The sequence below is a fragment of the Sneathiella aquimaris genome, from assembly GCF_026409565.1.
GTDB lineage: Bacteria > Pseudomonadota > Alphaproteobacteria > Sneathiellales > Sneathiellaceae > Sneathiella > Sneathiella aquimaris.
Genome location: NZ_CP112881.1, coordinates 471,537 through 488,090 on the forward strand (window position 1 = coordinate 471,537; position 16,554 = coordinate 488,090).

Annotated in this window: 15 protein-coding genes; 9 read left to right on the forward strand and 6 right to left on the reverse strand. The window is 49.9% G+C overall.

Annotated features, from left to right (window positions below):
* Positions 1–8: 8 nt before the first annotated feature.
* From OIR97_RS02205 to OIR97_RS02230, 6 genes are all read right to left on the reverse strand, one after another.
* Positions 9–2,003: an SUMF1/EgtB/PvdO family nonheme iron enzyme gene (locus OIR97_RS02205; RefSeq protein ID WP_169544081.1), complete on the reverse strand. Its 1,995-nt coding sequence runs from the start codon at positions 2,001–2,003 to the stop codon at positions 9–11.
* Positions 1,990–3,477 carry a hypothetical protein gene (locus OIR97_RS02210; protein ID WP_169544082.1) on the reverse strand — a complete coding sequence of 496 codons (1,488 nt, stop codon included), beginning with the start codon at positions 3,475–3,477 and terminating at the stop codon, positions 1,990–1,992. The genes OIR97_RS02205 and OIR97_RS02210 overlap by 14 nt, the downstream gene beginning before the upstream one ends.
* Positions 3,478–3,490: 13 nt before the next feature.
* Positions 3,491–4,717, reverse strand: coding sequence for a hypothetical protein (locus OIR97_RS02215; protein WP_169544083.1), 1,227 nt, complete (start codon positions 4,715–4,717; stop codon positions 3,491–3,493).
* A gap of 15 nt (positions 4,718–4,732) precedes the next feature.
* Entirely contained in the window at positions 4,733–5,320 is a 588-nt protein-coding gene (locus tag OIR97_RS02220; RefSeq protein ID WP_169544084.1) for a hypothetical protein, read from the reverse strand.
* Between the two features lie 431 nt (positions 5,321–5,751).
* The gene (locus tag OIR97_RS02225; protein WP_169544085.1) at positions 5,752–6,366 is read right to left on the reverse strand and encodes a hypothetical protein; all 615 of its coding nucleotides are present in this window, start codon (positions 6,364–6,366) and stop codon (positions 5,752–5,754) included.
* A 221-nt stretch (positions 6,367–6,587) separates the two neighbouring features.
* Positions 6,588–7,205, reverse strand: a complete 618-nt coding sequence (locus OIR97_RS02230) for a helix-turn-helix domain-containing protein (RefSeq protein ID WP_169544086.1) — start codon at positions 7,203–7,205, stop codon at positions 6,588–6,590.
* Positions 7,206–7,319: 114 nt separating this feature from the next.
* On the opposite strand from OIR97_RS02230, the gene OIR97_RS02235 reads away from it, so the two are divergent.
* The 9 genes from OIR97_RS02235 (at position 7,320) to OIR97_RS02275 (ending at position 16,545) form a co-directional block, all read left to right on the forward strand.
* Positions 7,320–8,450: an NAD(P)/FAD-dependent oxidoreductase gene (locus OIR97_RS02235; protein ID WP_219821640.1), complete on the forward strand. Its 1,131-nt coding sequence runs from the start codon at positions 7,320–7,322 to the stop codon at positions 8,448–8,450.
* On the forward strand, positions 8,447–9,736 hold the full coding sequence (locus tag OIR97_RS02240) for a TRAP transporter large permease (protein ID WP_169544088.1): 1,290 nt from the start codon (positions 8,447–8,449) through the stop codon (positions 9,734–9,736). The genes OIR97_RS02235 and OIR97_RS02240 overlap by 4 nt, the downstream gene beginning before the upstream one ends.
* 41 nt (positions 9,737–9,777) lie before the next feature.
* On the forward strand, positions 9,778–10,755 hold the full coding sequence (locus OIR97_RS02245) for a TRAP transporter substrate-binding protein (RefSeq protein ID WP_169544089.1): 978 nt from the start codon (positions 9,778–9,780) through the stop codon (positions 10,753–10,755).
* Positions 10,756–10,759: 4 nt separating this feature from the next.
* Positions 10,760–11,302 carry a TRAP transporter small permease gene (locus OIR97_RS02250; protein ID WP_169544090.1) on the forward strand — a complete coding sequence of 181 codons (543 nt, stop codon included), beginning with the start codon at positions 10,760–10,762 and terminating at the stop codon, positions 11,300–11,302.
* 3 nt (positions 11,303–11,305) lie between these two features.
* Positions 11,306–12,757, forward strand: coding sequence for a M81 family metallopeptidase (locus OIR97_RS02255; RefSeq protein WP_169544091.1), 1,452 nt, complete (start codon positions 11,306–11,308; stop codon positions 12,755–12,757).
* The gene (locus tag OIR97_RS02260) at positions 12,754–13,596 is read left to right on the forward strand and encodes an alpha/beta fold hydrolase (RefSeq protein WP_169544092.1); all 843 of its coding nucleotides are present in this window, start codon (positions 12,754–12,756) and stop codon (positions 13,594–13,596) included. Before OIR97_RS02255 ends, OIR97_RS02260 begins: the two co-directional genes overlap by 4 nt.
* On the forward strand, positions 13,593–14,570 hold the full coding sequence (locus tag OIR97_RS02265) for an ornithine cyclodeaminase family protein (protein WP_169544093.1): 978 nt from the start codon (positions 13,593–13,595) through the stop codon (positions 14,568–14,570). The genes OIR97_RS02260 and OIR97_RS02265 overlap by 4 nt, the downstream gene beginning before the upstream one ends.
* A gap of 323 nt (positions 14,571–14,893) precedes the next feature.
* Positions 14,894–15,499, forward strand: a complete 606-nt coding sequence (locus tag OIR97_RS02270; protein ID WP_169544094.1) for a hypothetical protein — start codon at positions 14,894–14,896, stop codon at positions 15,497–15,499.
* A gap of 29 nt (positions 15,500–15,528) precedes the next feature.
* On the forward strand, positions 15,529–16,545 hold the full coding sequence (locus OIR97_RS02275) for a CsgG/HfaB family protein (protein WP_169544095.1): 1,017 nt from the start codon (positions 15,529–15,531) through the stop codon (positions 16,543–16,545).
* The last annotated feature ends 9 nt before the right edge of the window (positions 16,546–16,554 follow it).

Below are 16,554 nucleotides of genomic sequence, written 5' to 3' on the forward strand. Positions count from 1 at the left end.
CGTTATCCCTATAGGTAGCGCGCTATTCTAAAACCGATTTTATCAGAACCGTCCATAGCGGGTGCGCGAAAAGACGGGCGTAGTTCAGTGAGACTACCGGACGCCCAACTTGCGCCCTTCACCACATGCTTATCCGAGACTTCCGCTCCCAGAGGGTCAACAAATTCCGCTCCTTTGTCGGGCGGTAGTAAAGAATAATAATCGGTTACCCATTCCGCGACATTTCCAAATATATCAAACAATTGTGACGGTTCTTTGGGATAGCTGGAAACAGGGGCAACCGTTGCATGGCCATCAATATAGTTTGGCACAAAAAACCGTGTTTTACCGCGGGCAGCTTCGTCGGCAATATTACCGGCCTCTTCTGGAATAATATCCTCATCGCCCCATGTAAATTTTGTTTGTTGCCGCTTGTTGGCCTTGCGGGCGAGCCATTCCCATTCAGCCTCGCTAGGCAATCGGTAGCCATTTGCCTGTGGATTGAATTGCACTGCCTGACCTTTTTTAATTCGGTAAAAGGGTTCCAGATTTTCCCGTTGACTGAGCCAGTTGCAAAATTTGGCGGCCTCCAGCCAGGATACATTCGTAATCGGTAAGGACGATGCAGTCGTCGTTTTCCCCGGTTTGTACTGTCGAAACTGGGCTGCTGTTACCTCCGTTTCGGAAACATAGAAATACCGTTTTAACGTTACATTGCGAATGAACTCGTTGGCCCGCTGTCCTTTTTCTGAGCGTGGCGCCCCCAAAATGATTTTGTTCGGTTTGAACAGGATCATCGATTGACCAAGGGCGTTTTTGTAGGACGCTTTGGCTTTGCTCCGTCGCGCCTCGGCTTGCGTTGATAGTGTCACCGTCAAAGACTTATCCGTTTTGGGGGACGGTAAAATGGTGCGGACTTCCGTCTGGTATCCTTGTTTATGAAACGAGATTTTATGCTCGTATGCTGGCAGCCTGAGGCTTAACGGGGTGTTACCAACTGGCTTTCCGTCGATAAAAACAGAGGCCGCCGGACTGGCCTTTAGAATCACATTTCCGAGTTTTAGCTTGAGTTTGAGAGCCAGGGAAACGGTTTGCCCTGGGGACAGGTTGAGTGTTCTCTCCGTGCTGCCAAATCCCTTTTTGTAATATTTTAGAAAATAGCGCTGATTGGGAGACAGCTCTAACGCTTGACCGGTCTTCACCGGTTTGCCATTCAGGGTCAGTTTTCCGCCAGTGGGAAAAACCGAAATATTCACGGAAGCAGGTCTCTGCTTCAATCGGTATTGGCGGACAATTACTTTATTGGTGTTTGTAATTTCGACACTGTCGGTAATTGGTACATAATTTTCTTTTGAAATGGTTAGCTGATACTGACCGCCTGTGAGTTGTTCATTGACGGGTAAAAGAACGGGGTCTTTTGAGCCAATTGAAAGCTGGGCTTCTTTTGGAAGTGAGCTTATTTCCAGACGACCGGTCAGGAGACTAAGATCAATTTGTTTTTCGACCAGATCCGCACGTTTCAACGTGAGGGGCAGCGTCACCGGATCATAATAAGGATGTGAGGCGGTAATCTTGTACTCGCCAGCCTCTAATTCCCTGACCAGCGAAGATGTGACCTCTACGCGCTGACCGTTAATGAACCAGGCGGTGTCTTCATTGTCGATGTTTGTAGTGAGCCTGATAGTGGCCGGCAAAGGCTCTAGCGTAATTTGAGCGACAGCCCCTTCTTCCTGAGCGGAGATTTGTTTTCGGCCGGGTTTAAATCCCTCACTGGAGACTTCAATGGTTGGAAACCGAGAAAGTGAGAGGAGGGAGCCGTCAAAATACACCGCCATTCCATTTAACACAGATACCCTGGCATTTTGCTGTGCGTCTAACGGCTGTATTTGGATGATTGTGCCTTTGAGCAGGAAAACAGAAGCAGCCATAATCAGAAACGCGGCCAACGCAATTACAGCAGAGGATAAAATGATCACCCGTTGCCTTGTTTGGGCTTTTTCAATCTGCTTTTTAAATTCGCTCATCTGCTATGACTTTAACCTGGATGTTAGAAGTATTCGGAAGAAGGGTAAGGGAAACAGACTTAGTTTTATACCCTTTCCGTTTCCCTTCGAAGCGATAGGTCCCCGGTTTTAGCTTGATGACATATTCAGAAACGATACCCACCTGCCCGACGCCCCTGACTGACACGTCGGTAAGTCCATCGGACAGAACAGTGATCGACAAGGGCGTGTTATAGGCCGCGATGTTGGCATCCAGTTCTGCAATTTGTGATTTAAGCTTTGCACTGACAGATTTGAATAGAGTGCTTTGCTCAAGCCGTTTTTCAGCGTTTTGCAGAACCCCTTTGCTTGCAAGGCGCTCTGGATTGGCATTGAAGCTTTGAAGAGCGTTAATATGCCCTGCAATCTGAGTGGAAAGGGTAATTCCAGCGACGACCCGTTGATCATCGGGGTTCAAGGTTTGCGCTTGTTTAAACGCATTCAAGGCCTGTTCCCAATTGTCATCGGTGATGGAGGTCTGTGCGTCGCTCAGAAAGTTGTTAAACGCGGTTTGGCGCTTGAGCGAGAGAAGCTTGTCTTCAAGTGCCTTCGTTTCAGCCCGCTCAGGGAATAGGGATGCCGCTAATCGGGTTGTTTGTTTTAGCGCTGCCAGGTTTGAATTTTCATAGGCTTCGTGGCCACTGACAATGATGTCTTCATATTTTTGGTCAAGCAGAAGCGCCTCGATTTCCGCTGCTCTTTGAGCATAAGCGTTCCGGCTGGGGTCCAATTGCGCAATCTTTAAGGAATGTTGATATTCGATTTGCAGATTATTTTCCGTTTGCGCAATTTCTGCCTGTTCCATTAACGATAAGATCTCTGGGAGTTTTTTGATTTTCTCTTGCAAGTCAAGGGCTTGGGGGTCTTTACTTTTTATCGTAAGGGCGTTTTCGATGGCCTCATTTGCTGCCTGAAAAGCATCCAGTTTAAACGCGGTACGAGCATTGTCCATCGCGGCTTCAAATTCGCCTTCAAACTCCTGAATTAGAATATTCCCGTCGTCTATCAGGCGGGTAATCTTCTTGTGAGCTGCGGTATTGTCTCCCAAGGCAAGGCTATTTATGGCTTCTTCCTTTCCAGCCTTTAGGTCCACTGATCGTTGCCCGCTCCATGCCTTGAAGTCCGGGTTTTTGAAAGACGGTTCGATCTCTTCTTCAAATTTGGCAATCCGTGTCAGGACATCCTGCTGGTTGGGTGTGTCTGGGGACGCTTCCCCTGCCGCAGGGGCTGGATTTTTAAGTTCCGTTATCTTTGGCTGAGTGTTGTGAGCAGAGTTGCCAGCTTTTACCTCTGTCTGCGACCCTGATTGCGGACCTGTTGCCTCGGGAGGTGAGAAAGGGCGCGAAAATAAGAAGAAAGAGGTGGCAGCGAGAAGAATGACGGCGGCACTTAAGCCAAAGATAAGAACACTTTGGCGTGTTTTTGTCGCGGCTTCCTCTAATTGTTTTTGCAGCATCTACGAGACCGGTTCAGAGTTGTTTTGCAGGTGTTTGTTCCTGTTCGAAGATTTCTTTCAAAAAGGCGCGCCATTCTGCAAACTGAGCGGCAGCGTCGCCAGTGATCTGTTTGGTCTTGCCTTCAAATTCGACGACCTGAGGGGCGACCTCCTGATCGATGGATTTTCCAAGTTCTTCTAACGTCTCTTTATGAAACTTGGATTCTTCACTGGTCCGGAAGCTTTCGCCAATTAACAGGGCGCCGCCAGCACCCGCAATCATGCCACCTGCAAAGGCTGCATTCTGTCTGCCCGAATTTCCACTATTCCCGCCGGCAGCAGCCAGGCCAATTGCACCTAATAGAAGAAGCCCTCCTAAAATAGCCTGACCAATTTTTTTGTTCTCGGCTTCCTCTAGCGCAATTTCTTCTTTTAACGCCTGTTGTTGCCAGATTTCATAACTTGCCGATAATTTGCTATTGAATTCTTCGTAATGGCTTTGCAGGTTGTCCGTATACAGCTGATCTCTTACACGAATAGCCCGCGTACGTTTTAACATTGGATCATCATCACTTGGCAGACTGACCAACTCGATTTTATTGCCATCTACTTTCAAATGCTCAGCGAAGGCTTCTTCCGAGAAATTGGCGCTAAAACGCATTTCTGTGACTGACTGCAACACAGCCATATCTGCGGGTTTCTGATTGCTCAGTAGTTCCGCCAGATCTTTTGCCGCCTGTTCAAAGGCGGGTTGGTAGGGGTCTTTTCCATTGTTTCGAATATTGTCGTGAAATCTCTCGGAAACTTCATGGTCATATGTGTCAGAAAACCATTTTTCTCCCGTGATGTCATAAACGCTGAGATCAAACTCAATGTCTTTGCCATTTGATTCTACGATTGTGCCGACGACATAAATATCCCCGGTTGCTTCTGTGTTTGGAGTTACCCTTACAGCACCGAACTGGCCGGTTTTTTCAAGCTCTTCCTTTAACTGCAGTGCAAAACGAACAGATTCAGCTCTTCGAAGCTCGGGCCAAATACGTTCTTCTTCCAGAACAGCGCTATCTTCAGGAATGCCAGGATCAAATACAGGGATGATTACATCCAGTTTGGTTTGGGAAACTTCTTTCGATGTCACAACGGTCTTTGTTACATCAGATGAAAATTTGGGGCCGACCCGCATTGAAAGATTAGGTGTGACACAGCTGGTCAGCAAAAAGCAGACACATCCCATCCAGCCAAGAATTTTCCAAAAGTACATATCTATGTTCCTGTGTTAATTGGCCATTTTAAGCGGTAAGCCTTTATACTTCCTGTATTCGTTCCATAATTTTTCCCGTTTCACCGGGTCGGGCTCGTTTTCGGCCGCAGACCGAATTCTCTGAGCTAAAATATCATCATTATTCTCGGCAGGAATATCGTCTGGCGCTTTTCCGTTCGGCCTTGATATTGGCGGTATCTGGGTTGCGGTTGTTTCGGGCGAAGTTTCAGGTGAAGTTTCGGGGGCGGTTGAGACGGGCGGTGGTGGTGCTGTGCCCGAAATGCCGGTTGCCTGTGTCGATTGTTCTTGTATAGAAGACCCCTGATCCTGTCCTGCCCCACCTTCGCCGCCTCCATTTTCCGTAGAAGAGGCATTGGAGTCAGAGGTCGTGCAGGTATCATATTTATTTAATGACCGGTTTAGTGCACGGTCCATTGCAGCAATTTTCTCTTTCTGGGTCATGGTGCCAGACGCCGAAAAGTCGATACTGACTTCAGTGCACTCCGTCTCAGTCTGTGCAAATGCAAGGTTGCCCAATAATGTAAAACTTCCGGCAACAAGTGCGCATTTGAAGAGTTTTCTAATAACGATCAATACCATCATTCAAACTGGGTTTCGTATTTCCTGTAAACAGACAACCTTATTATAAAGGCGAAAATAAGAAGAAGAACAACGAAAAAAGAGAAAGGTGCAGTGTTTTTTCAATTAATACGAGCGTTGCCACATTTGCTCAGGTCTGATTGACCATATGTTTCTGACGTAAAGTTTTGTCAATGTTATCGCGCAAGCTCTTTTGTTAACGCACCCGAACTGGCAAGGCAGTGTGTTCGATCATCAAAGTTGAAGAGGAAAGTTTGTGGCGGTGGGGTGTTTTTTTGTGTTTCTTTCGCTGCTTGCCAAGCCCAGCCAGGACAACGCGTTTACTGTATTTGCAGAAGTGAACGGTTCGAAATATGTCCAATACTAAAGAAGTTGCAATAAAAAAAAAGGCAGTATTAAACTGCCCTTTTTAAGATGTCTTTTGTCTTCGCGACTTAGGCTTTTGACTTGCGCCGACGAACTACATAACCAATTGCCAGCAAGCCTGCGCCATAAAGAGGCAGCGCGGCAGGAAGTGGAACGGCGGAGACCGCTGTAATTTCAGATCCGGCAATCAGAAGACCCATTGGGTTGGTGCCGCTTCCCTGAAAATTGGTCACAACGACTTCAAGTAGGTTCTCGCCTGCGATGAAGAAGTTATTGATGGCAAAATTGGTCAGTGCCTGAAAGCCAACCACGTTAATCCCCAGAGCATTTCCGTTCAGGAAGAAGGCCGCTGAATTATCGGCTGCGACTGAACCATTGATCTGTGCTGTTGTATGGTCAAATCCGGTAAGATCAAATGTTGTCGAAAATGTGTAGTCGCCAGCTGGGTCTGACACATTGCCGTTTGTCTGCCCAATCCATTCAGCGCTACCCGGGGCAGCAACCCAGTTTGGATGGCGGACAATATTAATGGCGGGAGACGGGCTTATGTCGCCTGGTGCGAGCATGTCATAGGCCGCTTCGCCTGTATTGACGGTGCCAACGAGGGCAGCCTCGGAAGTTTGGGCAAAAGATGTGACAGCCAAAGCCGCCAGTACGATTACGCCTCCGATAAATTTTTTCATTTTGATCCCCTCATTGAGTAAGTAACCTGCATGCCGAAAACCTAATAGATCGAAAAAAAAGAGTGCTGCCAAGAAAATTAATAAAATTTTAATAAATTACTACCGGACGATCTGTGATGGTACAATACCGCAACTCAAGGTTATGTTTTGTTAACCATAAATGGCAGTTTTGGTGCCTTTTCAGGCAATTTGATTCGGGAAGACTGGTGGTAGTTTTCGGGTTATTTCGATGATCCCGACAGAACTTCGCCAATTTCAGTGTCGGTGCAGACAACAAGTATTCGGGCGTCCTGATCCCCCGCTGAGGCGTAAAGATGACCGCGGGTACTGTCAAAATATATACTGTCACCTTCGTTGAGGCGAACCGGGTCTTTTCCTTGCAGATGAACGGTGATCGTACCGTCAAGGACCATCAGAAACTCCTGACCGGGGTGACTGACAAACGCATCAAAATCGAGAACATCGTGGGCTTTTAACGTTCCCATCATTGGGGTCATGGATTTATGCCAAAGGGATGGAAACAGCATCTCATAGACATAGTTCTCGGTTTCCTGTCGTTCGAATTCTCCATTTCGGGCAACTGCAAAGCTACCGGGTTCAAAGTTCTGGCCATCCTTTGAAAAGAAAGTGGCCATGTCCACACCCAAACCGGATGCCAATAAGGCCAATCTGTCATAGGTCAGCGACATGACGCCACGCTCTACTTTTGAGATCGTGGAGATGGCAAGGCCGGACTTTTGGGCGACTTCTGATAACGTCCAGCCTCTTTCGCTGCGCAAGTCACGTAAGCGGCGACCAAAATCAAGTCGCTGGGTATCGGTTTGGGAAATATCACTCATTGGCAAAGTATAGAATGCCTTGTTCCTGAACACCACAAAATTTTCCAATCGGAAAAAACACTTTTCCAATCGGAAAATTGGTGTTACGGTTTAAAGAAACAAATGGGGGTGAATGTGCAGGGTAAGTCTTGTGATATTGTGATTGTCGGAGCCGGAATAGCAGGGGCATCAATCGCTGCCGAGCTTTCGAGCCGGGCCCGGGTTCTTCTGTTGGAACGCGAAAGCCAGCCGGGATATCACACAACAGGCCGCTCCGCTGCGCTTTATTCAAGTATCTACGGGCCCCCGATCATTCGCGCCCTGACGCGGGCTTCCGGACATTTTTTCAATAATCCAGACTCCAGATTTATTGAAACCGGCCTGTTAAGGCCACGGGGTTTGTATTTCATTGCCCGCAAGGATCAGTCCGAAACCTTTGAAAAGACGCGGCTCGAACTGGGAGGCGGTGTTGTCCCGGTCTCTCTGTCCGAGGCAAAGGAAACAGTTCCGATCCTGCGGGCGGAGTATGTGGATCGTGTTCTTATGGAAAAAGGCTGTGCGGATATCGAAGTCGACTTGCTGCATCAGCATTATTTGAAAACCTTCAAATCACAGGGGGGGGACCTCCTTACATCCTGCGAGGTGCAGGATATTGAAAAGTCATCAGACGGATGGCGGATATCGACCAATGCCGGGATTTTCAACGCGCCAATTGTCGTCAATGCGGCAGGCGCATGGGCGGACGATTTGGCCCGACTGGCAAAGATAAAGCCCATTGGGCTAGTCCCCAAACGACGGACAGCCCTGCTGGTTTCCCCACCAGCAGACCAGACAATCGATCATTGGCCCATGATCGTTGATATCGATGAACAATTCTATATGAAACCAGACGCGGGCAAATTGTTACTGTCCCCGGCCGACGAGACCCCTTCCCAACCTTGCGATGCGCAGCCGGAAGATCTGGATGTGGCCATTTGTATCGACAGGATCGAAAAGGCGTTTGATTTGTCTGTGCGGTATATTGATCATAAATGGGCCGGTCTCCGCAATTTTGTCGCAGATAAATGTCCCGTTGTCGGGTACGATTCACAGGCGGACGGTTTTTTCTGGCTGGCAGGGCAAGGCGGTTACGGCATTCAATCTGCACCCGCCCTTTCAAGAATGGCCGCAGCTCTGGTAATGGGGGATCCGCTTCCCGATGACATTCAGGATGAAGGGGTCGTTGCCGCAGACTTATCGCCAGACAGGGCAGGGCTTTCTGCATGATACAGCTGGTTCCCTTTATTGCGTTGATCTTGCTGGGCTCGGGCCTTGCCATTGCCTATGTAATCGGTGGAAGTGCCGTACTGGCCTTCTGGTCAACCGGGAACGAACGATATCTGGCCATATTGCCGCAACAGATTTTCTCGAAAATTGATGTTTTTGCCTTGATGGCGATGCCGCTTTTTATTCTGGCGGGTGAATTTATGAACCGCGGCGGCGTAACCAAGGCGCTGATCAATCTGTCCATGGCTTTGGTTGGTCGGTTGCGGGGTGGGCTTGGGCATGTCAATATTTTGACCAGTGTCTTCTTTGCAGGTATTTCCGGATCTGCCGTGGCGGATGCAGCGGCGTTATCCAATACGCTGGTCCCGGCTATGAAGGAACGCGGATATTCGTTGACCTATGCCAGTGCGATCACCGCTGCGTCGTCGATTATTGGACCCATTGTTCCGCCGTCGATCATTCTGATTTTTTATGGCGCGTTGATGGGAACCTCTGTGACGTCGCTTTTTCTGGCGGGGATCATTCCCGGATTGATTCTGGCGGCGGCGCTGATTGCTGTAAATGCTGTATTCGCCTGGAAGGAAGATCATCCGAAGGTGAGTAAAGGTGAGGCGCCTCCTTTTGCGGCTACTCTCCTCCACTCACTGCCTGCGTTGCTTCTGCCGGTGATTATTCTGGGCGGCATCGTTTTCGGCTGGACAACCCCGACAGAGGCCGCCGCAATTGCCGTGTTTGCAGCACTGGGCGCAGGCTGGTTCTATGAAGGATTGAAATGGGCATCCATTCTTGAGGGCTTGCGCAGAACAGCAATGTTGTCCGGGTCTATTTTCATTATTATCTGCGCGGTTTCCGCACTGGGCTATCTTGGGGCGATCGAAAGGATTCCCGAAGCCATCTCGGACATCGTTGCGGCCCTCGGCCTGGGTCCTGCGGGATATATGCTGGTTCTGAACGTGGTTTTTCTGATTGCCGGTATGGTGCTTGATATTCCGGTTGCGCTGGCTCTTCTCGTGCCGCTTCTTGCACCCGTTGCGTTGGCCCACGGGGCCGATCCGGTGCATCTGGGTATTGTGCTGTGCTTTAATCTTTGTATTGGGCTTGTATCCCCGCCACTTGGGGGCTGCTTACTGGTTGTGTCCACGGTTACGGGTGTCAATTACTGGCGCCTTGCCCGATCCGTTATTCCTTTTGTTGTTGTACAGATTGCGGTTCTGATTTTGCTGATTGAGGTGCCCGCCCTCAGTCTGTTTTTACCGCGTGCCTTTGGCTTCGTTGGAGGAGGGTAGTCAAAAGGTTTTATTCAAAATAACTAATATGGAGAGGTTCAATGAAATATAAAAAAATCCTGTTTGGTGCTTTGGTTGCTGCCACCAGCGCCTTTGTGCAGCCCGCCCTTGCAGACGTGAAAATTGCGCTGGACAGTCCGCAAAATCTGGAAGCATCCGGCAGTTATGTCTGGGCAAACAGCTTTAGTACATATCTGAACAAAAACGGGATCAAGGCTGAGGAATATCAGCGTGGATCACTGGGCGGTGATGACGAATTGTTCGATCAGATCAGTCAGGGATTGCTTGAAGTTTCCATGTCCCCGCTGAATATTGTGGGGTCGTTGGATAGCCTGATTTATGGGTTGCGTCTTCCATATTTCTTTAAAGATATGGCAGAAGTCGACAAGGCCCTGAATGAAGGCGGCATGCTGGACAAGATCAACGCCAAAACAACGCCCGCCGGCGTTCGGGTTCTTGCAGTTAATTCCGTTGGTCAAGCGTCTGGTATTTTCAATACAAAACGTCCGATCAAATCTGTTAAAGACATGTCCGGTTTGCGGATGCGGGCGCTGGATGAAAGTCAGATCGAACTATATAAAGCCTGGGGCGCTGCGGGCACGATTGTCAGCTGGGCGGAGGTTCCAAACGCCTTGCAAACTGGGGTTGCTGATGGATATCTGAACCCGGCTTTTGTGCCCCTGTTGTTTGGTCATACTGACTTTATCAAGCATTTCACGGATGCCGCGATTACACCATCCCTTCGGATCACCATCGTCTCCGAGATGTGGTATCAGGGCCTGGGTGAAAAGGATCGGGCTACCGTGGATGCTGCGGCAAAAGCGGCAACAATGGCCAACCGGGAGTGGCTGAAAAAGCAGGATGCGGTTTTTCAAAAGCTGGAAGCTGCAGGAGTTTCAATTCAACGCCTGGATCAGTCTGCACGGGATGCTTTCCGGGCGGCGTCTGCGCCTGCCTATAACAGTGGTTTGATCAGTCAGGATCAGATTACCGAATGGGAGAAAGCCAAGGGGAACTGATTTCATGCGCGCCATTGCAGTAACACTTGATCAGATATCGTCGCAGTTAAACAGGATTGCCCTTTGGGGGGCTGTCGCGGCGGTATTGGTCATGGTTATGGCGGCTTCCTGGCAGGTATTCGCGCGATATCTGCTGGACGCCCCGCCGGTATGGACGGAGGAATTGTCCCGGCGGGCCATGGTGTGGGCGGGTATGTTAGGTGCATCCGCCGCGTTCCGTTACCGGGCAGACCCAACGCTGTTTCCGGCAATGGTCGCAATCAGAGGTCCCCTTGGAACAATGCTGGCCGTCATTCGGGCCGTTGGGGTTCTGCTCTTTACCCTGCCGGTGATCTGGTATTCTTTATTTGGGGCCAATATGAACATCACTTTTGGCTTTCTGGGGCGCAGTCTGGCGCGTCAGGCTGAACTGCTGCCTGTTTCAATGATTTGGTTCACCGCTGCCGTGCCGATCGCATTTGTCCTCATACTAATTCATATGATTGCCAGTTTGAGCATCCGTTTCACCGGATTGGAGCAGGCGGAAGACTTGAAGAACAAGGAATAAGAAATGAAAGTTTTTATCGCGGGTTTGAGTACCGAAACAAATTCTTTCTCGCCTTTGCCAACAGGGATGCTGAGCTTCGAAGAGGCGGCTATCCATCATGGAAATGCAACGTCAGACCCGATCCAATACTGGACGTCGCCTTTGCATGTCTGGCGCCGGTTGGCGGAAGCTGAGGGTTGGTCTGTAGTTGAAAGCCTGTCTGCACATGCGCAGCCTGCGGGGCCTACTGTGAAAAAGGTATATGAAGGCTTTCGCGATGAAATTCTTCATGATCTGGAACAGCACGGACCCGTCGAAATTGTGTTGTTGGCGCTTCACGGCGCGATGATTGCTGATGGGTATGATGATTGCGAAGGCGATCTAATCGAAAAATGCCGGGCAATCTGCCCCGATGCCATCATCGGAGGTTTGCTTGACCCACACTGTCATTTGACAGACATCATGATGACAAAGGCCGATCTTCTGGTACCCTTTAAAGAGTATCCGCATGTGGATATTCCAGAACGGGCAGATGATTTATTTCGTCTGGCGCGGGAAACAGCGTTGGGGCATGTTAAGCCGGTCATGCGCGACTATGACTGTAAAATGATCCTTGCCATGCCCACCCCTCATGCGCCAATGCGGGGTTTTGTCGATGAAATGAGTGCGCGAGAAGGAAAAGAGGGCATTTTGTCCTTGTCTATCGCACATGGTTTTCCATGGGGAGATCACCCCAGAACGGGGACCCGGGCGCTCGCTATCTGTGACGGAGATGCTGTGCAAGCGACCGCTGTTGCGACTGACCTTGGACAGCGCCTATACGCCCTTAGGCATGAAATACTCTCTGAAAATATTGATATTGAGACGGCATTGGATAGAGCAGAAGCTGAACAAAACGGACCGGTTGTGCTTGCTGATATGTCTGACAATGCAGGCGGAGGCGCGCCATCTGACTCAACCTTTATGCTTAAAGCGATGCTGGATCGCAATATGACGTCTGTTGCAACGGGTATCTTCTGGGATCCGATTGCGGTGCGCATTTGCCGAGAAGCGGGAGAAGGGGCCACGCTTCCACTTCGGTTGGGGGGGAAATGTGGTCCGATGTCGGGAGATCCCCTGGATTTGGTTGTCACCGTTAAGCGCTGCCTTTCCGGTGCCAGCCAAATGTTTGGAACTTTGCCTGTGCCTATGGGGGAAACGGTTTGGCTGCAGTGCGAGGGGATTGATATTATCGTCAACGATATTCGAACCCAGACCTTTCATCCTCAAGCGTTTGAGCAGCTGGGGATTTCTCTTGCAGACTACAAATATATTTGCGTCAAGTCCTCCAACCACTATCAGGCAGGGTTTAATCCGATTGCCAGTAAAGTGATCCCGGTCGCCACGCCCGGTGCCATTACACCGGATTTTGCCAACATACCCTATACCAAACGAAAACCGAATTATTGGCCTAAGAGTGAGGACCCGTTCGCATGATAAACGCACTGATAAAAGCACGGGACGCTTTTTCTTCGCGCCACCCTGAAACGCGGAGGATGTTAAATGGGCGGGATTGGGGCGTTCTGGATGTGGGCTCCGGGCCTGCGCTGATTTTAATTCCCGGCACGTTGGGCCGCGCAGATATTTTCTGGCAACAGATAGAGGCACTGTCTGATCGCCTGCGCCTTGTGGCTCTTAGCTATCCGAATAGTGGCGGCATTGAAGACTGGTCCGAGGATTTGATGTTGTTGCTTGAACAACTGAAGATCGACCACGCGAGTATTTTAGGGTCATCCCTTGGGGGCTATCTGGCTCAGTATTTTGCATCGGCTCATCCCGAAAAAGTGTCGGTCCTGATCGCGGCAAACACACTGCATTCGGTTGTTGGTATGGATCAGCGGGCCCCTTATTCCTCAGATTTGGACGCTGCCCCTATCGAAGAATTGCGTCAAGGATTTGAAATGGGACTTCGTTTGTGGGAGGAAACTCACCCCGAGCAAAGTGATCTAGTTGAGATGCTGCTTAACGAAGTCAATGGCCGTATTCTGGAAAAAGAACTTCGCGCGCGGTTGTCTGCGTTGAAATTTGGTCCGGAATTATCAGAATATCAGGCAAATTCCGTGACGGTTGAAAGCGAAGATGACCCGCTGATCCCGGATGATATGCGGCAGTCTGTCAGAGCCCGGTTAAAGCCAGAGATTGCCTATCGGTTTCTGTGGGGAGGGCATTTCCCTTATGTTATTCGCCCCGAATCTTACACATCATTGTTGGAGGAAACCCTGAATTTGGGGCTAACCGGACCACAATGGGGTGAGGGAGGTCTGCGAGAGAAATGATTATTCTGAGCAATGATGATGTGGCCCGACTGCTACCCATGGACGCCGCCATTCCCGTGGTTTCTGATATAATGAAAACCGTGTCACGCGGCACAGAAACCTTGCCGCTTCGCACGGCCATCCCGGTGGGCGGTGCTAATAAAATGGGAGTCATGCCGGGCGCGATAACCGACCCGGCCTGTTTCGGGGTTAAGCTGGTCAGCCTGTTCCCGAATAATCCATCGCTCGGATTGTCATCGCATCGCGGTGCGATTGTTCTGTTTGAAAGTGAAACCGGAGGTGCCATCGCGATGATGGATGCGGGCCTGTTGACTGCAATTCGCACGGCGGCAGCAAGCGGTGTCGCAACAGATATTCTGGCCCGGAAAGAGGCGTCATCCCTTGCTCTTGTTGGATATGGAGAGCAGGCAGAATTCCATCTGGATGCCATATGTGCAGTACGACCTATTGAAACTGTAGAAGTTGTGGGGCGTTCTGCAGAAAAAGCGGCGCAATTTATTGCGCGGGCAGTTCAGAAATATCCCAATATTCGCTTTTGCTCGGGTACCGACGTGGAAAAGGCGGTAAAAACGGCTGATATTATTTGTACGGTCACCGCGTCTCCCGCACCGATCATTGAGGGCCGCTGGCTGACCCGTGGTTCCCACATAAACGCGGTAGGTTCGTCCATCCCAACCATGCGTGAGTTGGACGATGAAGCAATCTTGCGGTCCCGCGTTTGGGTTGACTATTGGCCTTCCGCAGAAGCGCAAGCGGGCGAAATAGTTGATATGATAAAAGCAGGTCTAATCACAAAAGACGATATTCAGGGTGAAATCGGCGCTGTTTTGTCTGGGGAAATCAACGGGCGACAGGACAATGATCAGATAACACTTTACCGATCTCTTGGTATAGCCGCGCAGGATCTGTCCGTGGCACATTTTGTTGTAACAAAAGCCAAAGAAAACAACATGGGCCAGCAGGTGGCTTTTTAGTGCTGCATAAGAAACTGCTGTTTCTGGGTCCGCGTGGCCTGTCTGTTCGGCAACGGCCCTACATACTGCAGGTCAGGTAAGAGTACGCTGACCTATTGAATAGGATAAAAACAACTCCGTCGTTTGCATGGATAGTCGGTAAAGCCCCGACCGGAAACCACCCTTCGTGCGTTGCCCACCCTTATCAAGAGAAGAGCTTTGCAGGCCTCACCCTTCCTGCTGGTTTCGGTCTGAATAACTGGTCATGGGCATGAAGATTTCTTGTCCTGACAGCCTAATCCCTCTATATTAGATAGTTCAAATTAATAAAAATGGAGAGCAGGGTGATCTTTTCCAGTCCTGCCGCAAGGGGTTCCCTCTTGTTAAGGCTGTCTTTCGCGACACGCTTGCATCACATCTCAAAGCTGATGTTGTTGGCTGTACCTTTTCTTGTCGGAACACCCGCCTTTGCAGATGATGACCGGCTTGAAAAAGCGAACCAGAATCGCGAAGCCGCGCAGGCACGGGCGCAAAGCCAGCTTGGATATCCATATGTTTTTCGGGAGTCTCGAGACAGACGGGTAGACTTTCTATCTCTTGCCGCCCAAATAACCGCTCTTTCACATTTGATGGACCAATTAGCCGCCTCTCAAAATAAATCCACGATTTCTCCTCCGCCTGAGGTTCCGATAAACGCTGGTCTGGGGCGCTCTCGCGCCGGAGCTCTGACGAAAGAGGCCTATGGTCCGGATGGTCCAACCATAAAGTCCGTTCGTTTGATCGCTGAATATCAATTAATCCGAAACGGGAACAAACGCTTGAAACTTGGCGAGATCAAGGACCAGACGGATAGTTTGATACTGGATATCGTGACACAGGATGGTTCGTTGGTCGAAAGATATAAAATAGTCAAAGAAACCGGGGATTGGCTGTCGGTGGAAGATCCCTGAATAATTAACTTTAAAGCTAGGAATTTGTCATGATTGCAAAACCGTTACGTGTTGGATATTCCCCTTTAAACGTGTTTTTGAGTGCTCTTGTGATTGTCGGTCTTCTGGGCGGGATTGCGAAGGCCGATGAAGAAAAAATTCCGGTACTGACGGATACAGTTCAGGAAATTAAAGGTCCAAAACGGGTTGTTTCCGTTGGTAAGTTTGACGCAATCGGATCGTTTGAACAGCAATATGGTGATTGGGATATCGGCGGGGGCATATCCGCGATGATGACAACGGCCCTTGTTGAAAGTGAACGGTTTATTGTCCTGGAGCGGGCCAATATGGGGCAGGTTCTTGCGGAACAGCAAATGAAAGGGCAAGGCGTTACCAGTGCGACCACAGGGCCCGCCCTAGGGCAGGTTACAGGAACCAATTTCCTGATTTATGGATCCGTTACCGAATTTGGCGCGGCGGATTCTGGCGGTGGGATGAGTTTGGGCCTGTCCGGTGGAAGTCTGGGAAAAATGCTTGGCGTCGGGCTTTCCCGGCAGACGGCCAGTGGCAAGGTTGCCATGGATATCCGGCTGGTGAATGCCACCACGTCCCAAGTGGAGGAAGTGTATCGGGTTTCTGAGCAGATCGATAATTCATCATGGGATATAAATGTCGGCTATGAGGGTGTCAGTCTGGGGACCAATCAGTTTTTGAAAACCCCGCTTGGTGAAGCCACGCGCAAATGTATTACCAAAGCGGTTCAGCAAATAGCCGCCAAAACAGATAACCTTCCCTGGACAGGGCAGGTGGTCGACTTCGATGGCGGCGAGGTTTACATCAATGCAGGTGCTGAAACGGGCCTGAAGATGAACGATAAATTCCGTGTCGAACGTATTCTCAAAAAACTGACGGATCCTGCAACGGGAGAATTGCTGATGCTCCGTAAAAAAGAGCTGGGCCTGGTAACAGTGACAGAGGTATTGCCGAAAATCTCTCTTGGTAATTTTGCGCCATTAGATACCGATGCTCCGCAACGGGGAGATCTTGTTGTAACCATTAGCCAATAGGAGGGGGGA

Bases quoted from the DNA above. Each gene is read 5' to 3' on its own strand.
- OIR97_RS02215 (WP_169544083.1), bottom strand. From the start codon at position 4,717: ATGTACTTTTGGAAAATTCTTGGCTGGATGGGATGTGTCTGCTTTTTG.
- OIR97_RS02230 (WP_169544086.1), bottom strand. From the start codon at position 7,205: ATGAGTGATATTTCCCAAACCGATACCCAGCGACTTGATTTTGGTCGC.
- OIR97_RS02275 (WP_169544095.1), top strand. From the start codon at position 15,529: ATGATTGCAAAACCGTTACGTGTTGGATATTCCCCTTTAAACGTGTTT.
- OIR97_RS02240 (WP_169544088.1), top strand. From the start codon at position 8,447: ATGATACAGCTGGTTCCCTTTATTGCGTTGATCTTGCTGGGCTCGGGC.
- OIR97_RS02245 (WP_169544089.1), top strand. From the start codon at position 9,778: ATGAAATATAAAAAAATCCTGTTTGGTGCTTTGGTTGCTGCCACCAGC.
- OIR97_RS02260 (WP_169544092.1), top strand. From the start codon at position 12,754: ATGATAAACGCACTGATAAAAGCACGGGACGCTTTTTCTTCGCGCCAC.
- OIR97_RS02205 (WP_169544081.1), bottom strand. From the start codon at position 2,003: ATGAGCGAATTTAAAAAGCAGATTGAAAAAGCCCAAACAAGGCAACGG.
- OIR97_RS02220 (WP_169544084.1), bottom strand. From the start codon at position 5,320: ATGATGGTATTGATCGTTATTAGAAAACTCTTCAAATGCGCACTTGTT.
- OIR97_RS02225 (WP_169544085.1), bottom strand. From the start codon at position 6,366: ATGAAAAAATTTATCGGAGGCGTAATCGTACTGGCGGCTTTGGCTGTC.
- OIR97_RS02265 (WP_169544093.1), top strand. From the start codon at position 13,593: ATGATTATTCTGAGCAATGATGATGTGGCCCGACTGCTACCCATGGAC.
- OIR97_RS02255 (WP_169544091.1), top strand. From the start codon at position 11,306: ATGAAAGTTTTTATCGCGGGTTTGAGTACCGAAACAAATTCTTTCTCG.
- OIR97_RS02250 (WP_169544090.1), top strand. From the start codon at position 10,760: ATGCGCGCCATTGCAGTAACACTTGATCAGATATCGTCGCAGTTAAAC.
- OIR97_RS02210 (WP_169544082.1), bottom strand. From the start codon at position 3,477: ATGCTGCAAAAACAATTAGAGGAAGCCGCGACAAAAACACGCCAAAGT.